Annotated in this window: 17 protein-coding genes and 1 riboswitch; of the genes, 3 read left to right on the top strand and 14 right to left on the bottom strand. The window is 35.5% G+C overall.

The features are described 5' to 3' along the window. A partial coding sequence (locus ACZQCL_RS00880; protein ID WP_482481545.1) for a helix-turn-helix transcriptional regulator occupies nt 1-846 on the top strand: 846 nt, incomplete at its 5' end. 11 nt (nt 847-857) lie between these two features. On the opposite strand, the gene ACZQCL_RS00875 is transcribed toward ACZQCL_RS00880, so the two are convergent. From ACZQCL_RS00875 to parE, 12 genes are all read right to left on the bottom strand, one after another. Further along, nucleotides 858-1,508 carry a Crp/Fnr family transcriptional regulator gene (locus ACZQCL_RS00875; RefSeq protein WP_118115100.1) on the bottom strand — a complete coding sequence of 217 codons (651 nt, stop codon included), beginning with the start codon at nt 1,506-1,508 and terminating at the stop codon, nt 858-860. Between the two features lie 189 nt (nt 1,509-1,697). Continuing rightward, nucleotides 1,698-3,038 carry a phosphomethylpyrimidine synthase ThiC gene (gene thiC / locus ACZQCL_RS00870; RefSeq protein WP_482481543.1) on the bottom strand — a complete coding sequence of 447 codons (1,341 nt, stop codon included), beginning with the start codon at nt 3,036-3,038 and terminating at the stop codon, nt 1,698-1,700. Between the two features lie 101 nt (nt 3,039-3,139). Further along, nucleotides 3,140-3,245, bottom strand: a riboswitch (TPP riboswitch). Nucleotides 3,246-3,293: 48 nt separating this feature from the next. Further along, on the bottom strand, nt 3,294-4,691 hold the full coding sequence (gene nhaC, locus ACZQCL_RS00865; RefSeq protein ID WP_227992213.1) for a Na+/H+ antiporter NhaC: 1,398 nt from the start codon (nt 4,689-4,691) through the stop codon (nt 3,294-3,296). Between the two features lie 22 nt (nt 4,692-4,713). Continuing rightward, the gene (locus tag ACZQCL_RS00860; protein ID WP_227992214.1) at nt 4,714-5,490 is read right to left on the bottom strand and encodes an alpha/beta hydrolase; all 777 of its coding nucleotides are present in this window, start codon (nt 5,488-5,490) and stop codon (nt 4,714-4,716) included. A gap of 111 nt (nt 5,491-5,601) precedes the next feature. Further along, the gene (locus tag ACZQCL_RS00855) at nt 5,602-7,041 is read right to left on the bottom strand and encodes a sensor domain-containing diguanylate cyclase (RefSeq protein WP_482481540.1); all 1,440 of its coding nucleotides are present in this window, start codon (nt 7,039-7,041) and stop codon (nt 5,602-5,604) included. A 126-nt stretch (nt 7,042-7,167) separates the two neighbouring features. Further along, nucleotides 7,168-7,461 (bottom strand): hypothetical protein, encoded by a 294-nt coding sequence (locus ACZQCL_RS00850; RefSeq protein WP_482481538.1) that lies wholly within the window; start codon nt 7,459-7,461, stop codon nt 7,168-7,170. Between the two features lie 63 nt (nt 7,462-7,524). Beyond that, a complete protein-coding gene (locus ACZQCL_RS00845; RefSeq protein ID WP_227992217.1) occupies nt 7,525-7,695 on the bottom strand; it encodes a hypothetical protein in 171 nt (56 codons plus the stop codon). 335 nt (nt 7,696-8,030) lie between these two features. Beyond that, the gene (locus ACZQCL_RS00840; RefSeq protein WP_482481536.1) at nt 8,031-10,106 is read right to left on the bottom strand and encodes a two-component system response regulator; all 2,076 of its coding nucleotides are present in this window, start codon (nt 10,104-10,106) and stop codon (nt 8,031-8,033) included. Nucleotides 10,107-10,214: 108 nt separating this feature from the next. Next, a complete protein-coding gene (locus tag ACZQCL_RS00835; protein ID WP_117926088.1) occupies nt 10,215-10,427 on the bottom strand; it encodes a YneF family protein in 213 nt (70 codons plus the stop codon). Nucleotides 10,428-10,447: 20 nt separating this feature from the next. Then, a complete protein-coding gene (locus tag ACZQCL_RS00830) occupies nt 10,448-11,341 on the bottom strand; it encodes a DMT family transporter (RefSeq protein WP_227992219.1) in 894 nt (297 codons plus the stop codon). Then, the gene (parC, locus tag ACZQCL_RS00825) at nt 11,338-13,821 is read right to left on the bottom strand and encodes a DNA topoisomerase IV subunit A (RefSeq protein WP_482481534.1); all 2,484 of its coding nucleotides are present in this window, start codon (nt 13,819-13,821) and stop codon (nt 11,338-11,340) included. Before parC ends, ACZQCL_RS00830 begins: the two co-directional genes overlap by 4 nt. Then, entirely contained in the window at nt 13,818-15,743 is a 1,926-nt protein-coding gene (gene parE / locus ACZQCL_RS00820) for a DNA topoisomerase IV subunit B (protein WP_118114559.1), read from the bottom strand. Before parE ends, parC begins: the two co-directional genes overlap by 4 nt. A gap of 376 nt (nt 15,744-16,119) precedes the next feature. Between parE and plsY the strand changes: the two genes are divergently transcribed. Next, nucleotides 16,120-16,734: a glycerol-3-phosphate 1-O-acyltransferase PlsY gene (plsY, locus tag ACZQCL_RS00815; protein ID WP_227992222.1), complete on the top strand. Its 615-nt coding sequence runs from the start codon at nt 16,120-16,122 to the stop codon at nt 16,732-16,734. A 65-nt stretch (nt 16,735-16,799) separates the two neighbouring features. Beyond that, nucleotides 16,800-17,213: a competence protein ComK gene (locus tag ACZQCL_RS00810; protein WP_158570473.1), complete on the top strand. Its 414-nt coding sequence runs from the start codon at nt 16,800-16,802 to the stop codon at nt 17,211-17,213. A gap of 8 nt (nt 17,214-17,221) precedes the next feature. On the opposite strand, the gene ACZQCL_RS00805 is transcribed toward ACZQCL_RS00810, so the two are convergent. Together ACZQCL_RS00805 and ACZQCL_RS00800 are read right to left on the bottom strand one after the other, a co-directional pair. Continuing rightward, nucleotides 17,222-17,650, bottom strand: a complete 429-nt coding sequence (locus tag ACZQCL_RS00805) for a RidA family protein (RefSeq protein ID WP_118114556.1) — start codon at nt 17,648-17,650, stop codon at nt 17,222-17,224. Between the two features lie 25 nt (nt 17,651-17,675). Further along, nucleotides 17,676-19,529 (bottom strand): DNA translocase FtsK, encoded by a 1,854-nt coding sequence (locus tag ACZQCL_RS00800; protein ID WP_482481547.1) that lies wholly within the window; start codon nt 19,527-19,529, stop codon nt 17,676-17,678. Nucleotides 19,530-19,561 lie beyond the last annotated feature (32 nt).

The raw sequence follows: 19,561 nt of genomic DNA, 5'->3' as shown, positions 1-19,561 counted from the left end.
AATCATTTAACTTGTCTATTGGTCCCAGAAGATGAAAAAATTCTCACAAAAGAAGGCTTTAGTACTGGAAGTCGAAACGGATTTTATTACTTGCCAAAAGGCAGTCTTGAAGTCAAACAAATGAGTAATGGCCTATTAAAAATCATTGGTGAAGATCGTAGCTATATTGGTTTTAAAAGTCGCGTACCGATCTCAAAGAATCAAACTTACTCAACATTCGTGATGATTTTGGATTCCGACTACAATCGAGCTATCGCGAAAAGTAATGTAGAACTCTTCTTCTTTACCATCATACTCTTATTATTTGTATTACTGGGTTGTTCTTACTTTAGTCAAAGATATCTAACACCTATCTTAAAAGGACTTGAACAACTACGAAAAGACAAAAAGAACCAAACGCGTTATTCCGTTCAGGAAATTGATGACTTATTAGATTTTCTATCGGTCCAAGACTATGAAGTCGAAAACAAGATGTTAAGTTTAGAACTTGAGATGCAGGAAAATTGCAAGAAGCTTGAACAAATTGAAAATGAACATGAACTCATTCAAAGAGAATATGATAAGGCAAAGGTGGAAGTTGAGCGTCTGGCAAAAAAACGTGAAGCCGATGTAGATGAAGAAGAATATAAACGTTTCCTTGAATGTCTTGCGACACTGACACGCAAAGAAAAAGAGATCTTAAATCTTTATGTGAAGGGATATTCAAGTAAGGATATTCTAGAAACATTAAATATTACAGACAATACATTAAAGTATCACAATCGTAATATTTATAGTAAGCTTGGTGTAAAATCAAGAAAACAATTGTTGATGTACATGACATTATTAAACAACAAAAGGAGCTAAATTAGCTCCTTTTACTGTACATAGCGCTTTAAATAATCTACATCTAAAATTAAGATTTTATGATATACCATCGTAATAACGTTTTCTTCTCTTAACCCACGCAAGATACGATTGACACTGTTTCTTGTGGATACCCCACAGAAATTGGCAATATCATCGTTCGTGATTTGCAGATCAATAAATACACCTTTTTTAACTTGTCTACCAAATAATGGAATCAAATGATAGATAAATGCACACACAGCTCCATTTTTCCCATTCATTGTCATGAGTTGCTGGCGATAAATAGCTTCGGTCATCTTTTTACGATAATACGAATCTATATATACCTGTAATTCTTCATTTTCTTTCACATATTGTTCAAACAATTTTCTGTTGATTCGATAGAAAGTTGCCGTATCACTTTCGATACGAGCATGAAATGATGCCGTAGTCATTTTATTGATTTCATCTTTCAACAAAGAAATCATATCCAGACCTTTTAAATAAGTGATATTGAATTCACGCCCATCACATAAAACAATACTCACTTTCACAACACCATCTTTTAATACGTAAATATCTTCTTGGTCGTGTCCATCCATCATCAAATATGTATGTTTCTTTTTTGTGACTTCAGGAAGATTCTTTTCTTCAAGAAAATTTAAAACTGACTCACTCATAAATAACCCCTTCTCAATACATTTAATTATAACATACTCACTAAGCCCAATTTAGTAACATATGCTATGAGAGAATATAACATTTAAACGTTACACACTTAATATATCATACTTTTATAAACAACACACAACATCAACTAATTTCTGCAAATAATTGTTAAAAAATATAAACGATGTAAAACAATACAATTATAAAATATCAATATTCTCCCCAGATAGAGCTTTATTCATACTTCTTACAGCACAAAATTTACCACACATACTACAAGTATCACTATGATCATCTTCTGGCATACGAGATTGACGAATTGCTTTTGCGGTTTCTGGATCTAGCGCACACTCAAATTGTGCATCCCAATCTAGATTCTTTCTTGCGTCAGCCATCTTGTCATCGATATCTCGTGCTCCTTTAACACCTTTGGCAATATCAGCCGCATGTGCTGCAATCTTAGAAGCAATGATTCCTTGTTTTGTATCTTCGACATTTGGTAAAGCCAAGTGTTCTGCCGGTGTCACATAACATAAGAAGGCTGCTCCTGACATAGCTGCAACCGCACCACCAATAGCCGCTGTAATATGATCATAGCCTGGCGCAATATCTGTAACTAATGGGCCTAACACATAGAATGGAGCGCCCATACAGATTTGTTGCTGAACCTGCATATTGGCCGCAACCTGATCTAATGGAACATGTCCAGGTCCTTCCACAATAACTTGTACGTTATGTTCCCAAGCACGTTTTGTAAGTTCTCCTAAACGAACCAATTCTTCGATTTGACATACATCTGTGGCATCTGCTAAACATCCAGGACGACAAGCATCTCCTAAAGAAATCGTCACATCATATTTTTCACAGATATTCAAAATTTCATCATAATATTCATAGAATGGATTTTCTTCTCCTGTCATAGACATCCACGCAAAGACTAAACTTCCTCCACGAGAAACAATATTCATTTTACGTTTGTGTTTTTTGATTTGATCAATCGTCTTTCTTGTGATTCCACAATGCAAAGTCATAAAGTCCACACCATCTTTGGCATGTAACTCGACTACATCTAAGAAATCCTTTGCGGTTAATGTATTTAAATCTCTTTGGTAGTGAATCACACTATCATATACAGGTACAGTACCAATCATAGCTGGACATTCAGCTGTTAATTTTTGGCGGAATGGTTGTGTATTTCCATGACTTGATAAATCCATAATTGATTCTGCACCAAGATTTACGGCTGCCATAACTTTTTCCATTTCGACATCATAATCTTTACAATCTCTAGAAACCCCTAAGTTTACATTAATCTTTGTGCGAAACATACTTCCCACACCTTCAGGATTTAAAGATTTATGGTTTTTATTGGCCGGAATTACGACCTTACCACATGCGACTAACTCTCTTAGTTCTTCTTCTGTCATTTTTTCTTTTTGGGCTACAATCTTCATTTCTGGCGTAATAATTCCCTTACGCGCAGCATCCATCTGAGTGGTATATGTAGCGCCTGTACTTACTGTACTTTCATTTGTGTTCATTTTAAAATCTCCTTTTCCAAATGATTATTTAACGTGACAAAAAGTGGTGCTCCCATTTTGCCACCAAAAAAAGTGAGCAACCAATATAGGTATACTCACACTAAAAAGACAAAGTATTTCCCTACGTTGGCATTATCCAAATCAGGTTATAGGTCGAAAGTCACACTTTCCTCTCAGCCTGTACTACAAGCTCCCTTTTTTTATTTACATCTAAGTTATACACTAATTCTAAAAGATAGTAAAGGAATATAACATTTATTTTCGAACTGGCTTTTCTTCTTTATCCCAAATTCCAATCCCAGTAATGGCACAAATCATTGAGAAAATAGGAACGATAAAGATAAACCATGCGTATGGAATATAAGCTGTTGAGCATCCAAGTACGCCCATGACATAAATTGTCGCAACACCCCAAGGAACGATAGGCGCAGATAATGTCCCAGAATCTTCGAGTGTTCTAGATAATACTTTACGAGAAATATTCATATCTTCATAAGTCGATTCAAACGTTTGTTCAGTTACAATGATAGATACTGTTTGTCCGCCAGCTGTTAAGAAGTTCACGACATAACAATATACTAAAGTGACAAATACTAATACTGTACGATTCTTGATAAATTTTAAAAGAACATTTTTTGCCAAAACATCCAAAATACCAGTAGACGTTATGACAGCGCCCATTACACTGGCAACCATAAATGTCACTAATAATTCAGACATAGAAAGTACACCACCACGATTCAACATAGGATCAACAATGGATACACCCGTTTCAATGCTGAAACCATTAAAGGCATAGTTCATTAAATCAACAAAGTTTACCCCTTGAAATACCATCGCAAAAGCAGCAGATACAACTACAGCTAAGCCCATTCCTAATAAGGAAGGTAATTTAAATACAGAAATCAAAATAACTAGAATGGCAGGTAAAATCAATAGAATATTGATATTGAAATGTTTAGATAATGTGTCTAAAATCAATTTTTGTTGGGCAAGATCCATACTTCCACCACTATAATACAAGCCGGCAATTGTAAATAAGATCAAAGCGACTACAGCTGCAGGAAGTGTTGTATACTGCATAGAATGAATGTGATCATATAAAGGTACTTTACTTACACCACTCGCTAAATTGGTTGTATCTGATAAGGGCGACATCTTATCTCCTAACCACGCTCCAGAAACGACGGCCCCCACAACTAATGGTACGGGAATACTTGTAGTTGCGGCAATTCCCACCATCGCAAGACCCATAGTTGCCACAGAACCAAAGGATGTTCCTGTAAATTCACTCGTTAGGGCACAAAGGACAAAGGCTAGAGGTACTAAGATCTTCGGTGAAATCACTTGCATACCATAATACATCAATGATGGAACGGTTCCACCGGCCATCCAGATTCCTACAAGCATACCGACCATAATGACAATCAAAAATGTCGGCATACATTCAGCCGCTGTTTTAATAATATTCTGTTCCACTTCACTCCATGGAATATTTAAAAGTTTTGTGGTAATAACCGCAACGATCACACCCGCAAATACAGATAGTGTTGTATTGCATCCTAAGTTGATCATAATGATCAATACGGCAATAATAGCCAAAAATGAAACCACCGCAAATAGGGTTGTTGGCTGTTTTCTTTCTTTATTCATTTCAAATTTCCTTCTCTTTCATCTATAACAATTCATCCTTCAAAAAGTCTAGAGCCCCTTTCATTCTTGCTTCTCTAAACACAAATGATTTAAAGCGATGCTCTGCTCCTTTGACAATAATACATTTTGCTCTTTCCTTAAAAATTTCTTTATACTTGTAACTACACTCACACGAAGCTGTAATGTCTTGATCTCCATGAATGGTACAAACATTTTTATCAAACAATGAAGCCTCTTTATAAGGATCAAGTGTACAGGCATCTTGGTAAAATTTAAGGCTCAACTTCAATCCTTCCACATCCGCACATCCATCTTTTTCAATGTTTGAAACGTCCTGGCCACACAAAGTCAAATGTTTTTTCAAGTTGTAAACTAAATCTGGTGCAGGACACCATAACGACAATGCTTGAACTCTTTCTTTACATTGTCCCGCCACCATACTCGCTACGCATCCTCCTAGACTACATCCGTGAAACGCAATCTTTTTAGAATCGACAAAATCTAACGATTCCACATAATTCAACATGGCTTTCGCATCCAGAATCTCACTTGAAATAGTCATATCTTCAAAGCGTCCATCGCTTTCTCCGCTGCCATTCATGTCAAAGCGAACACTCGCAATACCAGCATCACACAATCTTTGAGATAACTCATTATGCACAAAATTTATTTCATTGCGATCATCACAAAATCCATGAAGTAGAATGACCATAGGCACTTTAGAACTTACATTGTCTGGCACATGAAGCATACCTCGCAATGTCAATCCATCCCGCTTAATTTCTACGTACTTCTGCATATATTTCCCTCCGTTTTGGGTATAATACCACAAAAAATATAATTTGTTTATACTTTTTTAACACATGTATACATTTTGAATACATCAATAGCCTCTTTGTTCATCAAGAGGCTATTTTTTCTTATATATTGTTGCGCTGTATCCTTCCACTTTTTTACTTTGATACATTGCCATATCGGCTCTGCAGTATAATTCATCAAAGGTCAATTCTTCTTTTCCATCATAAATGCAAGCGCCTAAACTTATTATAATCGGATGATCTTTTATAGATTCAATTTGGATTTGTTTCAAATTCTCGAACAAACGTTTAAAGAAAGCATTGGCACACTTACGATCCGTAACACCTGGAATAAATAACGCAAACTCATCTCCACCAAGACGCATGACTACATCTTTATCACGACACGATTTTTGTAGCGTATGCGCAATCGCAACAATGACCTCATCCCCAGCCATGTGCCCATACGTATCATTAATGGATTTAAATTTGTCACAATCCACTAAACACATCATGCCACTGACTTTGTTGTTTAAAACGCGCTCAATCATCTTCTCTCCACTACGACGATTTGAAATTCCCGTCATTGTATCTGTTTGAGCTAAATATAATAATTTGTCTTCTCGCTTCTTTTGATCATCAATACACTCCACACAATATAGAACATGGAGTAAACTTCCATCCTCATCATAATCAACCGGAATAAAACGGGATCGACACCAGCCAGAAAGCTTACCATAGAAAACACTATCTATGGATTTTTTGCCTTGAAGTCTTTCTTCTAATGTCTCAAGATCCATAAATTCAACTTCTCGATCTACATAATCAGCTTGACAGAATTTTCGATGAATCTTACAAATATGATCCGTAAAATTATCTTCTATATCATAAATTTCATGTTTTCCTAAATACGTTAGAATTTGCGGCTCCATTTTCACAATATGAAAGCGATTGGTTTTCACATTGATATAATGCATAGAAGTATAGATTTGTCCCAAGGCTGAATAGCCACTTAATTTTGCCTCACGTTTGGACTTATTTTGTGAATTACAAATCTTTAAAAAAGAGATGACTAACGTTGCGATCATATCTAAGAATGTAGTTAAACCCAAATGATCATCAATCGGTGGATTGTCCACGCCAAAGAAACCACTGATTTCATTTTTATAGCGAATTGGACATACCACAAGACGCTTAACATTTTGAATCTTTAACGTATTATATGTATACACATGCTCATTTTTTATCGTTTCAACATCACGAATGATCACATTTTCTTTCTTATCAAAAGCTTTGTACCACCAATCGATGATATCCATATCAACGCCTTGTAGATAATCAATTTCACTTTCAATGCCTTGACGGCACCATTCATATGTATTATCGGTCACATGTTCTTTTTTATTATCTTCAAAAATATAAATTCGATCACATCCAATATGTTTTCCAAAAAAACGAATAAACTCATCGATCTGTTCATCCGGTGTATCCAACATAAGCGCAGAACGCAATGCTTCATTGATGACCAATTCATATCGTATGATTGCCTGCATATAGGACCTACCTTTCATTTATTCAATTATATCTTTAACTTGGTTATATTTTAGTTATTTTTTTCGAATAATTACCAATCGCTTCAATTACTTTTTCCATCGCCAAAGGCTTAGAAAAATGCTCAGTCATCCCCACCTTTTTGTACGTTCAATATCATCCCCAAATGCATTGGCTATCATCGCTAATATAGGTACAGAATCGGTCCGTTCATATGTCTTTTTAAAGCCATTCGACAACTCAAACAGGCAGACATGACTTGCCAAAGAACACATGCCTAGATATTCTAATAAATCAGGAATACATTTGCGTATTTCTTCTTCACTCGTTGCCTGATTGATGATTGCGATCACATCTAAAATATGATTGATATCTGCTACTATATTATTTGTCATAATTCTAGCCTTTTTCTCACTAATCATAATTGTAACAAATCTAACCCATAAAGAAAAGAACCACACATAATGGTTCTTACTTACGCTTTTCTATTTTAATTTCCATAACCGATCAACAACACCACAAGTTCGAACACTTTTGAGGGCAACATCGATTGCATTCATATTTGTGCCAAGAAACAAGAATTGCCACCCATATTTTTTCTCAAACTCAATCATTGAGTTAAATCCACCAATCGTATCCTTTTCTAAACCATGCATCGATCCACTTCAATCGATAATAAAAACAATTTCTGCACAATTTTTTCATCACTTGGCTACAGTATAGCTTTTATCACAACCAAAATGATTGTCAAGAAAGCGACATATAAAGCAATCTAAAAACACTCGTGACTTTAGTCATGAGATGAATTAAATTGGTAGATGTTAGATAAATAATTAAAAAATAAATATAGTACTTTAATTATATACATATGTTACAACATGAATTCAAAGCATTGGTTTGTGGTATTCGCAATCGCATCTACTTTTAATTTTGTGATATCTTAACGTATGATTTTTAATGGCATAATCTTTTAAACAAGAAAAGAGCTTGATCAAGCTCTTAGTTTCTCAATAAAATCTTCTTGTTTTAAAGGCTTTGAATAATAGAAGCCTTGAATCATATCACAATGCATTTCTTTTAAACAATCCTTTTGTTCTTTACTTTCAACACCTTCGGCAACAACCTTCATATCCAGTCCATGACCTAAATCAATGGCTTGTTGCACAATTTTCTTTCCACGTACTTGATCTATATAATCAATCAGGCTCTTGTCTAATTTTACAGTGCTAAAGTTCAACTCATTTAATGACGTCAGTGAAGAATAGCCTGAGCCAAAATCATCCATATGAAGTTTGAATCCTGCTTTTACCAATTGATCTGTAATTTCAAGAATCTTCTCTGAATACAATGTCGCAGATTCCGTTAATTCAATTGGAACACATTCAAACGGAATTTGTTTCTGATTCACAATATCCACATAATGCTCCACAACATCATTAAAATGAATACTGGCACGAGAAAGGTTAACCGAAATAGGAACCATAGGAAGTTTGTTTTCCATTCTTTCTTTTTGGAACTGACAAACATTCTCAAATACATATTCATCCAAATGAACAACTAATCCATCACTTTCAAACAATGGAATAAAGGCTCCAGGTGAAATCAATGTACCATCGGGTTTTTGCCAACGAACCAAAGCTTCAGCACCCACAATGTTTTCTGTATTCACATCATACTTTGGCTGATAATACACTTTGAATTCTCTATTCGCAATCGCAGATTTAAAGTCATTTTCCATCTGTCTTTGCGCTAACTGATTTTGATTCATTTCATCTGTATAAAAGGCCACATTGGTCTTAAAATCTTTGGAAATACTCTTTTCTGCCATCAATGCACGGTCACAAATAATAGGAATAGAAAGGCTTGTATCTATATCTTCATAAATACCCACCTTAATACGAATATTGGGTATTGGTGCTTCTTCGGCAATTTTATTTATGTTCCTGTTGATTCTTTCAACATCCATCTTAACTTTACTGTGGAACAACCCTAACAACTGATCTCCTTCATAACGCGTCAACAAGCCATTCTTCACATAATATCTAAAGGCATTTGAAAGGTAAACCAATACTTCATTTCCTTTCTTTGTGCCATATGTACCATTGATCAATTTAAAATCCGCAACATCTAGGATAACCACATTAAACTTTTCTTCCGTCATAAAATGTGTAAATGTTCTTGCGTGATGATAAAAGGCTTGTCTTGTATATAGACCTGTCAATTCATCCTTTTCAATAGCGGCCAAAGTCATACTTGATTCTCTAAGTTTGATTACACTATCGATTCGACTCTTCACAATTCGCGCATTATATGGCTTCGTGATAAAATCCACAGCACCTAGACCTAAACATTTTAATTCATCTTCTTGCGAGTTATTTCCAGTTGTCACAATAACAGGAACACTTGCCAACAAGGAATCGGATTTTTGGCGTGATAAGAATTCAAAACCATCACAAACAGGCATCACCACATCCAATAAGATAAGTGATATATCTTTATAGTATTGAGATAAGATATTTAATCCTTCTTCTCCATTTACAGCTTCAATTACATCATAATCATCTTCTAAAGTTTCCTTTAAAATTTCCCGGTTGATTTCATTATCTTCGACAATCAGTACTTTTCTTTTAACCACATTACTAGGCAATGCATTATTAAACATATCAATATTGTTTCTACGAATATCCAAATCTTCATTCGCAAAACCAATGATAATTTGACTTAATCGACCATCTTCCATTACACGCCCAAAGTGTGAGTACATAAAATGAACTTCCGAATCATTTTTAGATTGGTAATGAATATTAAAACGTTCCGTTTTTTCTAACCTAGAAAATAAAGAGTTAAACGAAAGAGCCATTCGTAACATGTCACGATTCTTTTCGTAAACACGATCATCAATATATTGATTCATCGCATCGTTATAACTCGTACATGACGAAAAACCAGGCAACTTCAATGTTTCCTTAAAAGTATGAATTTGTTGATCTTCACAATCCACAATATAGATGTTTTTAAATTCATCGCCTAGTGTTTGATAGATGCGATTGGAATCAAAATCTTTCATAAAAACCTCTTCTAAAACAATAACTTATTTATTACTAATATATAACCAAAACTTTCATTACGCAAACAACCTAAGAAAAGAAAAAAAGTGTCATAAGACACTTTATCATTATTTACGGTTTGCGTTTACCGATTTCATGATTTGACGAATCTGTGCTTCACTAGGTTTACGTCCCATTTGTAAGAACATTGCACGAATCATCTTTTCATTAATTGGTGGATTTTCTTTAATTTCTTTTTCAAACTTCTTACGAGTGAAGTAGAAAGTAACCAAGCCACCAATGATGGCTCCCACTATCGTATATAAAATTGATGCAACCATGTTTTAGTCAACCTCACTATCTACTCATCTATTCTACTATCTTTTTGAGGTTTTGACAATATGAATTGACCACTATATTCCGTTAAAATAATGGAAACAAAGATCAAAAGTCCCCCTAAAATCATAATTGGACTTTTCTCTTCATGCAACAATAAGAATCCAAATACATTCGCAAATAAGGATTCTGTACATAAAAGAACACTCGCACTCGATGCATCTGTATATTTTTGTGCCAAAGTCTGAAGTTGAAATGCCAAGAACGTTGCCACTATGATCATATAAGCACAACTCATATACGCATGTGCAGTGATTGTTTGTGGTATCGTTTCTAAACTTAAGGCCAGTGGAATCGAAAGGATAGCCGCAACACTCATTTGTACAGCATTGATCGCAATTGAATTCGAATTTTCTGTCGCATACTCTAAAGATATGATGTGACACGCAAAGAAAAAGGCACATGATAAAGATAAACTATCGCCAAAACTAAATGAGAAATACCCTTTAGATAAGCTTAGACAGGCAATTCCTACAAGACAAACAACACTTGCCGCAAGTTGATGATTGCTCGGTTTCTTTTTCCATAACAGCCATACAATATAGGGTACAAGAACGACGTTGACAGCTGTTAAAAAGGCATTTTGACCTGTATTCGTAAAGAATAAGCCGAAGGTTTGAAACGCAAAAGCTAAGTACATTAAAACACCTGAAATACTTCCACGAAATAAGGCTTCCCTAGAAATCTTTACACGACTGACTAAACATACAATAATACTAACGATGCTAGCGCCAATAAATCGAATCATTAAAACAGTAAAAGGATCAAATGTCTGCAAAGCTGCATCGGTCGCAATAAAACCGCCACCCCAAATGGCTGCAACTAAAAGGCATACTAAATTAGCTTGTTGTTTACTCATGCTTTTTCCTCATCAAATAAAGATGGTTGTTCAAAATCATCTTGTTTGACCCAAGAACCATCCGTAACATTTTCAAGTGGTGAGACCCACTCAAACTTGTCTACCTTGCCTAGTGGTGAAGAGAATGTAGCTTGGGCATTCATCAAACTGATTTCTTTTGCCTCAAAACGCATAATATCTTCTGCATAAATTTCAAATGGAGTATTTAAATCGACCACATGTACATTTAATATCACATTCGGATTGGACTTCACTAACTTACAAATACGATTTCCTTTCGCCGGACGATTTAATGGCGCAATCTCCGTTTGTTTCATACGCTTTAAAGAAAGGGTTGTCGTAGAAATTAAGACTTGTTCCTCACGATTTTGACTGACACAAATAGAAGCTACGCAATCATCCTTTGATAGATTCATCGCCTTCACACCTTTGGATTTATTTGAAACCAACGGAATTTGTTCAACCGGATACATCAAGCCATAGCCTTGTTCACTTACTAGAATGACTTGATCATCTGGTTTATAAGATAAAGATACACTAATCATTTCGTCCATAGCCCCAATCTTCATACAAGCCATTGTTTTATTGGAACGTGAAACTTCAAATTCTTTTAATTCGGTACGCTTGATCATACCATGACGACTTGCACTTATGACATGAACTCCTGTTTTAAAGGAATCCAATACATAGGCTGCGATAATTTTTTCACTTGAATCCATCTTAATATAATTTGAGATATGACCACCCAAATCTTTCCATTTTGCCTCTTCAATCTGGTAAACCGGAATATATCCATATGTACCACGGTTTGTGAAGAAAACTAATGTCTGTAATGTATGACTCGCTCCGTAACATACTAATGAATCTGTATCTTTTCGTTGTGTCATGGATTCACTAGAAGCATTATAGCTTCTCATAGATACACGCTTGATATAGCCATCACGCGTAATTGTGATCATACATTCTTCTTTGGAAATCATAGCCTTTTCATCAATTACGATTTCTTTCACTTCATGTACAATATCCGAAAGACGAGGTGTATTAAATTCTTCATTCACCTTTTCTAATTCTTCCACCATGACTTTATGAAGTTCATTTTTGTTGGAAATAATCTTCTCTAATTCGGCAATGTCGCATTGTAGTTGTTTAAATTCTGCCTTTAATTCTTTAACATCTGTATTTGTTAAACGATATAAGCGCATTACGACAATGGCTTCTGCTTGTTTTTCTGTAAAGTCAAAACGTTCAATCAAATTCTTTTTGGCATGGGCCTTATCTTTTGATTTACGAATGATACGAATGATCTCATCCATTACACTTACAGCTTTGATCAAGCCTTCTAATATGTGTGCACGATCTTTTTTAGAGGCTAAATCATATTTACTTCTACGAATCACTACATCTTCTCTGTGGTTGATAAAGGCATCTAACATCATGGCTAATGACATTTGTACAGGTGCCTTATTCACAATCGCAATGACGTTGTAATTGTATGATATTTGAAGATCTGTATTTTTATATAAATAGTTTAAGATCTGTTCATCATTACTATCTTTTTTAAGATCCACGACAATTCTTAATCCCGTACGATCACTTTCATCACGCACATCTAAAATGCCATCGATTTTTTTGTTTAAACGAATCTCATCAATTTTCTTTACCAAGTTCGACTTGATTACTTCATAAGGAATCTCATGAATCACAATTTGTTTAATTGTACGTGTTGGTACAATTTCCACTTTCGAACGAATTAAAATACGTCCACGTCCTGTTTGAAAGGCTTGTTTGATTCCGTCAAGTCCCATCACGATGCCGCCTGTAGGAAAGTCAGGGCCTTTCACAAACTGCATCAATTCTTCTAATGAACAATCGGGGTGTGAAATACGATAAATACTTGCTTGAATCACCTCATTTAAATTGTGAGGTGGAATATTTGTGGCATATCCAGCCGCAATGCCTGTAATACCATTGACTAATAAGTTAGGAAAGCGTGCTGGAAGTACAGTGGGTTCCATCTTTTCATCGGAAAAGTTGGGTGCCCATTCCACTGTATCTTTATCAATGTCCTGCAACAAGAAATCACTGATTTTGGCTAAACGCGCTTCTGTATAACGCATCGCAGCCGCCGGATCGTCATCGATAGATCCATTGTTTCCTTGCATGTCAATTAAAGGATTAGTAATCTTCCAATTTTGTGACATACGAACCATCGCATCATATACAGAGCTATCCCCATGAGGGTGATAATTACCAATGACGTTACCGACTGTTTTTGCGGATTTATGATATGGCTTGTTGTAAGTATTCCCATCTTCATACATCGCATATAAAATACGTCTTTGTACTGGCTTTAAGCCATCTCTTGCATCTGGTAAAGCACGCTCTTGAATAATATATTTAGAATATCTGGCGAAACGATCGGCCATGATATCTTCTAAAGAATTCTTTAAAACATTATGTTTTACTTCTTTTTCTTTCACGCATTTACCTCCTTATAATCATCTTCTAGAGTAAATACAACATTGTCTTCGATCCAGTTACGGCGAAGCTCCGCCTTATCTCCCATTAATTCAGTCACTCTTTTTTCAGCCATCATCGCATTTTCAATAGTCACACAAAGTAAAGTTCTTGATTCAGGATTCATTGTGGTATCCCAAAGCTGAGTGGCATTCATTTCACCAAGACCTTTATATCGTGTAATGGTGTAACCATTTTTTAATTCGGCTTTTTTCTCATCTAATTCTTCATTTGTATATAAATAGTATTCTTTACCCGCCTTGGCAATCCGATATAGTGGTGGCAAGGCAATATACAACATTTCATGCGTAATTAAATCACGCATATAACGATAGAAGAATGTCAATAATAAGTTTTGAATGTGAGCTCCATCATCATCGGCATCGGTCATGATAATGACTTTATAGTAGTTTGAATCTTCAGCCGTAAAATTTGCACCTACACCAGCACCTAAGGCATGAATAATGGTATTTAACTCTTCATTCTTTTCGATAGCTTCAAGACTTGCCTTTTCTGTATTCAATACTTTACCACGCAAAGGAAGAATCGCTTGGTATTTTGAATCACGCCCCTGTTTTGCAGAACCACCCGCAGAATCCCCTTCGACTAGATATAATTCTTTTCTTCTGGCATCCTTACTTTGAGCCGATGCCAACTTTCCAGATAACACTCTTTCCGAACGGTTTTTTCCTTTTCCATTACGAATATCGGCACGCGCTTTTCTTGCGGCATTACGAGCTTGAGCTGCCTTGATGATCTTACGTACTAGAGCATTGGCAACCTCTTTATTTTCTTCCAAGAAGTAACGAAGGTTTTCCGATACCACCGTTTCTGTTGCTGGCTTAGCTTCTGGTGTACCTAACTTTTCTTTGGTCTGCCCTTCAAATTGTAGATAATCTTCTGGAATTGTCAGATTGATAACTAATGTCAAACCTTCTCTGACATCATTCCCATCAAATCCTTTATCTTTTTCTTTTAAGAAACCATTCTTACGAGCATATTCATTAAAGACTTTCGTAAAAGCTTGTTTCGCCCCTGTTTCATGAGATCCGCCATCACGCGTACGAACCATGTTTGTGAATGAGAAAATGTTCTCTTGATATTCATCTGTATATTGGAAACATCCTTCTACAATGATCTGGTTACTTTCACCTCTAAAACTAATTGGATCATGCATTGGCGTATGATCCTGATTCACTTCTTCAATAAAGGCTTTTAATCCATCTTCATATTGGTAAACGACTTCTCTTTCTTCTTTTCGCTTATCGCGTACAATCATTTTTAACCCTTTTAATAAGAAAGCATCTTCTTGGGCTCTTTCACAAATGGTTGAATATGAAAAGTGAACCGATTTAAAAATAGACGGATCCGGTTTAAAGGAAACAATACTTCCGGTATGATTGGTTTTTCCTACTTTTTCAAGTTTTCCAATCTTACTTCCCCCATCTTCAAAAGTCATACTCCATACATCTTTTCCATCATGTACCATAACTTTGCACCATGTACAAAGAGCGTTCACAACACTTGCACCTACACCATGCAATCCTCCAGCACTTGTATAGCCTCCATGACTTGTAAATTTACCACCAGCATGCAGAATGGTAAAAATAACTTGAAGTGTACTCACCCCTGATTTATGTTTTCCAACAGGCATTCCACGCCCGTGGTCTTCTACTGTAACACTGCCATCTTTTTCTAGTGTAATTGTGATTTCATCACCATAGCCATTTAAAGCTTCATCAATCGCATTATCGACAATTTCCCATACTAGATGATGCAGACCCTTTGAATCGGTAGATCCAATATACATTCCTGGACGCTTTCTTACGGCATCCAAACCTTCTAAAATAACGATACTACTTTCATCATATTGTTGTTTTGGCATACTATCCCTACTTTCCAACGTAATCTTTATTATATCAACAAATCAAAAAAAGTGCACATAAATTCCTGTTAAAACACTTTGAATATACACTATTCATGTCCAATTAAAATGGTGTTAAATTTTAGTTCACATTTAACAAGTTCAATAATCCCAACTTAATTTAAATCTGAACTCATTTAATCGTATACATTCTTCAAAACACTTGATTGTACCCAAATTCATTATAAAGGGTTTTAATGTCCACTTTTTGAGTTCCAATATACACTTTTAAATCTACATTTTAAATCCGCATTATTTATGTCAAATTATTAATTTTTCCATACAATTCTCGACTAAGTAGATCAAAACTGCTAAAATAAATTCCGAGGTGGAAGAGATGAAAACTATTTTATGTATTTTATTAGGTTACTTATTAGGATCTTTACCCTTCGCTTTGATCATAGGTAAAGTTTTCTATCATACAGACATTCGCCAATACGGCTCAGGAAATCTAGGTGGAACGAACGCAGGAAGAGTTCTTGGAAAGAAAGCGGGAATTTCTGTCATTGTGTTTGATGTATTAAAAGTTGTTCTTGCGATTGCGATCGCAACACAAGTATCGAAAGTGGCTGGTATCTGGACAGGACTTGCCTGCTGCATCGGACATTGTTATCCAGTCTTCGCAAAATTCCATGGAGGAAAAGCTGTTAGTACTATGTTTGGCTTCTTATTCTCTACAAGCATTTTCTTATTTCAAGACGCAAGCTACTTACTTGTACCATTTGGCATGTTTCTAGTTGTCCTATATCTATTTAAATATGTATCTTTGGCCAGTATGTGTGCAGCCATCGCAAGCAGCTTATACATCACGGCATTGATGCTAGGATTCAACGTGGAAAGTATTTCAGTTATTGTCGCAAGCTGGCTAATGACAGTTCTTGTGATTTACAGACATCGTACAAACATTGAAAAAATCAAAAAGGGTACAGAAAATACAATTTCATGGTTATAGAAAGTTTTTTTAAGAAACTTTCTTTTTTTTATGTCTTTTTCACATTGAAATCGTATCATAGTTGTATGAACTATTTATACTACGAATACAAATCCAGTACTGTTTGCACAGTTAAAGAAGATGAAAAGCTATACTACAAGAGTTTAAGCACGCAAAATTATCTAAACGAAAAATGCTTATTAAATGGATCCACCCTTAAAGGAAGACAAGAAGCCTTTGTCTATCAAATGAAAGTAAAAAAATACATTCCTGTTGTTGTATCCATTTCAAGAAAGGAGATCTACTTTCCCAACAAATCGAAAAAAGCACATGACTGTATCTGGATCAATTATGCCAATATTAAAGACGTCACTTACTTTGAGTCCACTTGCACAATCACATTTCATGATGGCTCCAAACTCAATTGTGAGCATCCTAAACGAATCCAACAAACGCTAAAACAAATTTTTCGCTACCTAAATAAAAATACACCGGATTAACCGGTGTATTAGTGGCAACCTCCACCACATGATGAACAATCATGTGAGCAACTTGATTGTTGCATTTGTTCTTCATGACGAAGTGTATTCACGCCAAGGCCCTCAATACATACTGTGGCATTATCGGCTAAATTCGATACTTCTACAATTGTACATGCTGGGAATGGTTCATCGACAAAGTTTTTGAATGTATTCAAGAATGCTTCTTTATCCTCGATATTCTTTAAATACACAGTGAACTTCACAACATGGTGAAGCTGTAAACCATAGTTTGATAAAACATCAATAACCTTATTGATAGCTGTAATTGTCTGTTCCTGAATGCTTTCGCCAAGTCCAGTCTGACCACTTAAATAAAAGAAGTCTCCCAATTGAACCATATTTGAAACACAAGATGTTCCCTCTTGTTTTCCTGCTGATTTTAAAAATATATTCATAGTACTAAATTCCTTTCTTCTTCTATTATATAGAATCTATGCCATCTTCTAAAGTGTTTTGCACTAAAATTTCTCTAGGCTTACTTCCTCTTGCAGGACCAATGATACCATTTGCCTCTAAAACATCCATCAATCTTGCCGCTCTAGAATAACCCACAGAGAACTTTCTTTGAATCAAAGACGTACTTGCCTTTCTAGATGCGATCACAAAACGCTTCACTTCCTCATACAAAGGATCGGCCGTAACATTTCCCGCTTCATTTCCTTGATTTTGTAAATCTTTTAATTGAATAAAGGCATCATCATATTTTGGTCTTGCCTGCGATTTCACAAATGCACAAATGTTATTGACTTCTTCATCCTTAATAAAGACACCCTGGATACGACGAGGACTCGTCTCACCATTTGGTAAATACAACATATCTCCATTTCCTAGCAAACGCTCTGCTCCAGCTTGGTCCAAAATCGTTCTTGAATCGACAGATTGTGATACCGCAAACGCAATACGACTTGGAATATTTGCCTTAATAACACCTGTAATGACATCCACACTCGGTCTTTGTGTGGCAACAATCAAATGAATACCGGCGGCACGAGCAAGTTGTGTAATTCTTTGAATACTTGCTTCAACTTCTTTAGCTGCCACCAACATCAAATCGGCCAACTCATCAATGATAATCACAATACGAGGCAATACTTTTAAATGATCATCCTCATGATTTTTGACATACTCATTATATGCCGTAATATTACGAACGCCTAATTCACCAAACAAGTCATAACGACGGTCCATCATTTCTACAATGACCTTTAATGCCTTATTGGCAAGATCACCATCCGTAATCACTGGAGATAATAAATGTGGTACATCATTATATGGAGTAAACTCTACTTTTTTAGGATCAATCAAAACTAATTTTACTTCATCTGGCTTTGTTCGCATTAAAATCGAAGAAATAATCGCATTGACACAAACCGATTTACCACTACCCGTAGCTCCTGCAATCAATAAGTGTGGCATACGATTTAATTCGCCATAGACATTATTTCCCATTAAGTCTTTTCCTAAACAGAAAAGCAACTTTTTATCTTTCATAGAATCCGGTATTGTACGCATCAAATCCTTCATCTGAACACTTGTCTTTTCAACGTTTGGAATTTCAATTCCAACACTTGCCTTACCCGGGATCGGTGCTTCAATACGAATATCCTTAGCCGCTAGCCCCATCTTGATATCATTTTGTAAGTTACTGATTTTATTCACACGAACACCAAGTTCTGGTTTGATTTCAAACTTTGTGACACTTGGACCAATATGAATCTGTACAAGCTTAGCCTCCACACCAAATTCATGTAAGATCTCAATCAGTTTTTCACCTTTTTCCTTCGCTGTAGTCACATTCGCATTGGATCTTGATTTTCTTTCCATATCCTCTAAAACATTTAGTTTTGGAAGCTTATAGTTTTTAAAATTCGAATTTTCATCCGCAACATAATGTTTAGGTTCAACCTTTTCTACAACACCCTCATTGACAACAGGAACTTCTTTTTTGGTCTCTACAGGACTCGGTTCATCATCCACATCCACCATAAAGCTAGGTTTTCTAGGTTCTAAATCACCAATAATCAAAGGCTCATCCATTTCTTTTTCTTCATCCACAACATCTGGTTGTACAGGTTTTACAGGATCGGCATTAATAATTTGAAAACTCGATTCATTTGTATCTTCATCTTCAAAAATAAAGTTTTTACGATCAATCGAAACAGGTGTTTCCTTGATTGGAGCACTCTTCATTACTTTTTTAGGTTTTCTTTCAAAACCTACAATTTTTTCATAACCAAACATTAAGATAGCTAGCACAAAAAACAATAGTACCATTACATAGGTTCCAGAATAATCGAATAATGACT

Source organism: Holdemanella sp., assembly GCF_056804935.1.
The sequence above is the reverse complement of the archived record's forward strand: the minus strand, read 5'-3'. Positions and strand labels throughout refer to the sequence as shown.

Coding starts and splice junctions, on each gene's coding strand:
- ACZQCL_RS00800 (WP_482481547.1), bottom strand. CDS start 19,529: ATGGTACTATTGTTTTTTGTGCTAGCTATCTTAATGTTTGGTTATGAA.
- ACZQCL_RS00850 (WP_482481538.1), bottom strand. CDS start 7,461: ATGATTAGTGAGAAAAAGGCTAGAATTATGACAAATAATATAGTAGCA.
- ACZQCL_RS00835 (WP_117926088.1), bottom strand. CDS start 10,427: ATGGTTGCATCAATTTTATATACGATAGTGGGAGCCATCATTGGTGGC.
- ACZQCL_RS00855 (WP_482481540.1), bottom strand. CDS start 7,041: ATGCAGGCAATCATACGATATGAATTGGTCATCAATGAAGCATTGCGT.
- plsY (WP_227992222.1), top strand. CDS start 16,120: ATGAAAACTATTTTATGTATTTTATTAGGTTACTTATTAGGATCTTTA.
- ACZQCL_RS00845 (WP_227992217.1), bottom strand. CDS start 7,695: ATGCATGGTTTAGAAAAGGATACGATTGGTGGATTTAACTCAATGATT.
- ACZQCL_RS00810 (WP_158570473.1), top strand. CDS start 16,800: ATGAACTATTTATACTACGAATACAAATCCAGTACTGTTTGCACAGTT.
- ACZQCL_RS00830 (WP_227992219.1), bottom strand. CDS start 11,341: ATGAGTAAACAACAAGCTAATTTAGTATGCCTTTTAGTTGCAGCCATT.
- ACZQCL_RS00805 (WP_118114556.1), bottom strand. CDS start 17,650: ATGAATATATTTTTAAAATCAGCAGGAAAACAAGAGGGAACATCTTGT.
- ACZQCL_RS00875 (WP_118115100.1), bottom strand. CDS start 1,508: ATGAGTGAGTCAGTTTTAAATTTTCTTGAAGAAAAGAATCTTCCTGAA.
- ACZQCL_RS00860 (WP_227992214.1), bottom strand. CDS start 5,490: ATGCAGAAGTACGTAGAAATTAAGCGGGATGGATTGACATTGCGAGGT.
- nhaC (WP_227992213.1), bottom strand. CDS start 4,691: ATGAATAAAGAAAGAAAACAGCCAACAACCCTATTTGCGGTGGTTTCA.
- ACZQCL_RS00840 (WP_482481536.1), bottom strand. CDS start 10,106: ATGAAAGATTTTGATTCCAATCGCATCTATCAAACACTAGGCGATGAA.
- thiC (WP_482481543.1), bottom strand. CDS start 3,038: ATGAACACAAATGAAAGTACAGTAAGTACAGGCGCTACATATACCACT.
- parE (WP_118114559.1), bottom strand. CDS start 15,743: ATGCCAAAACAACAATATGATGAAAGTAGTATCGTTATTTTAGAAGGT.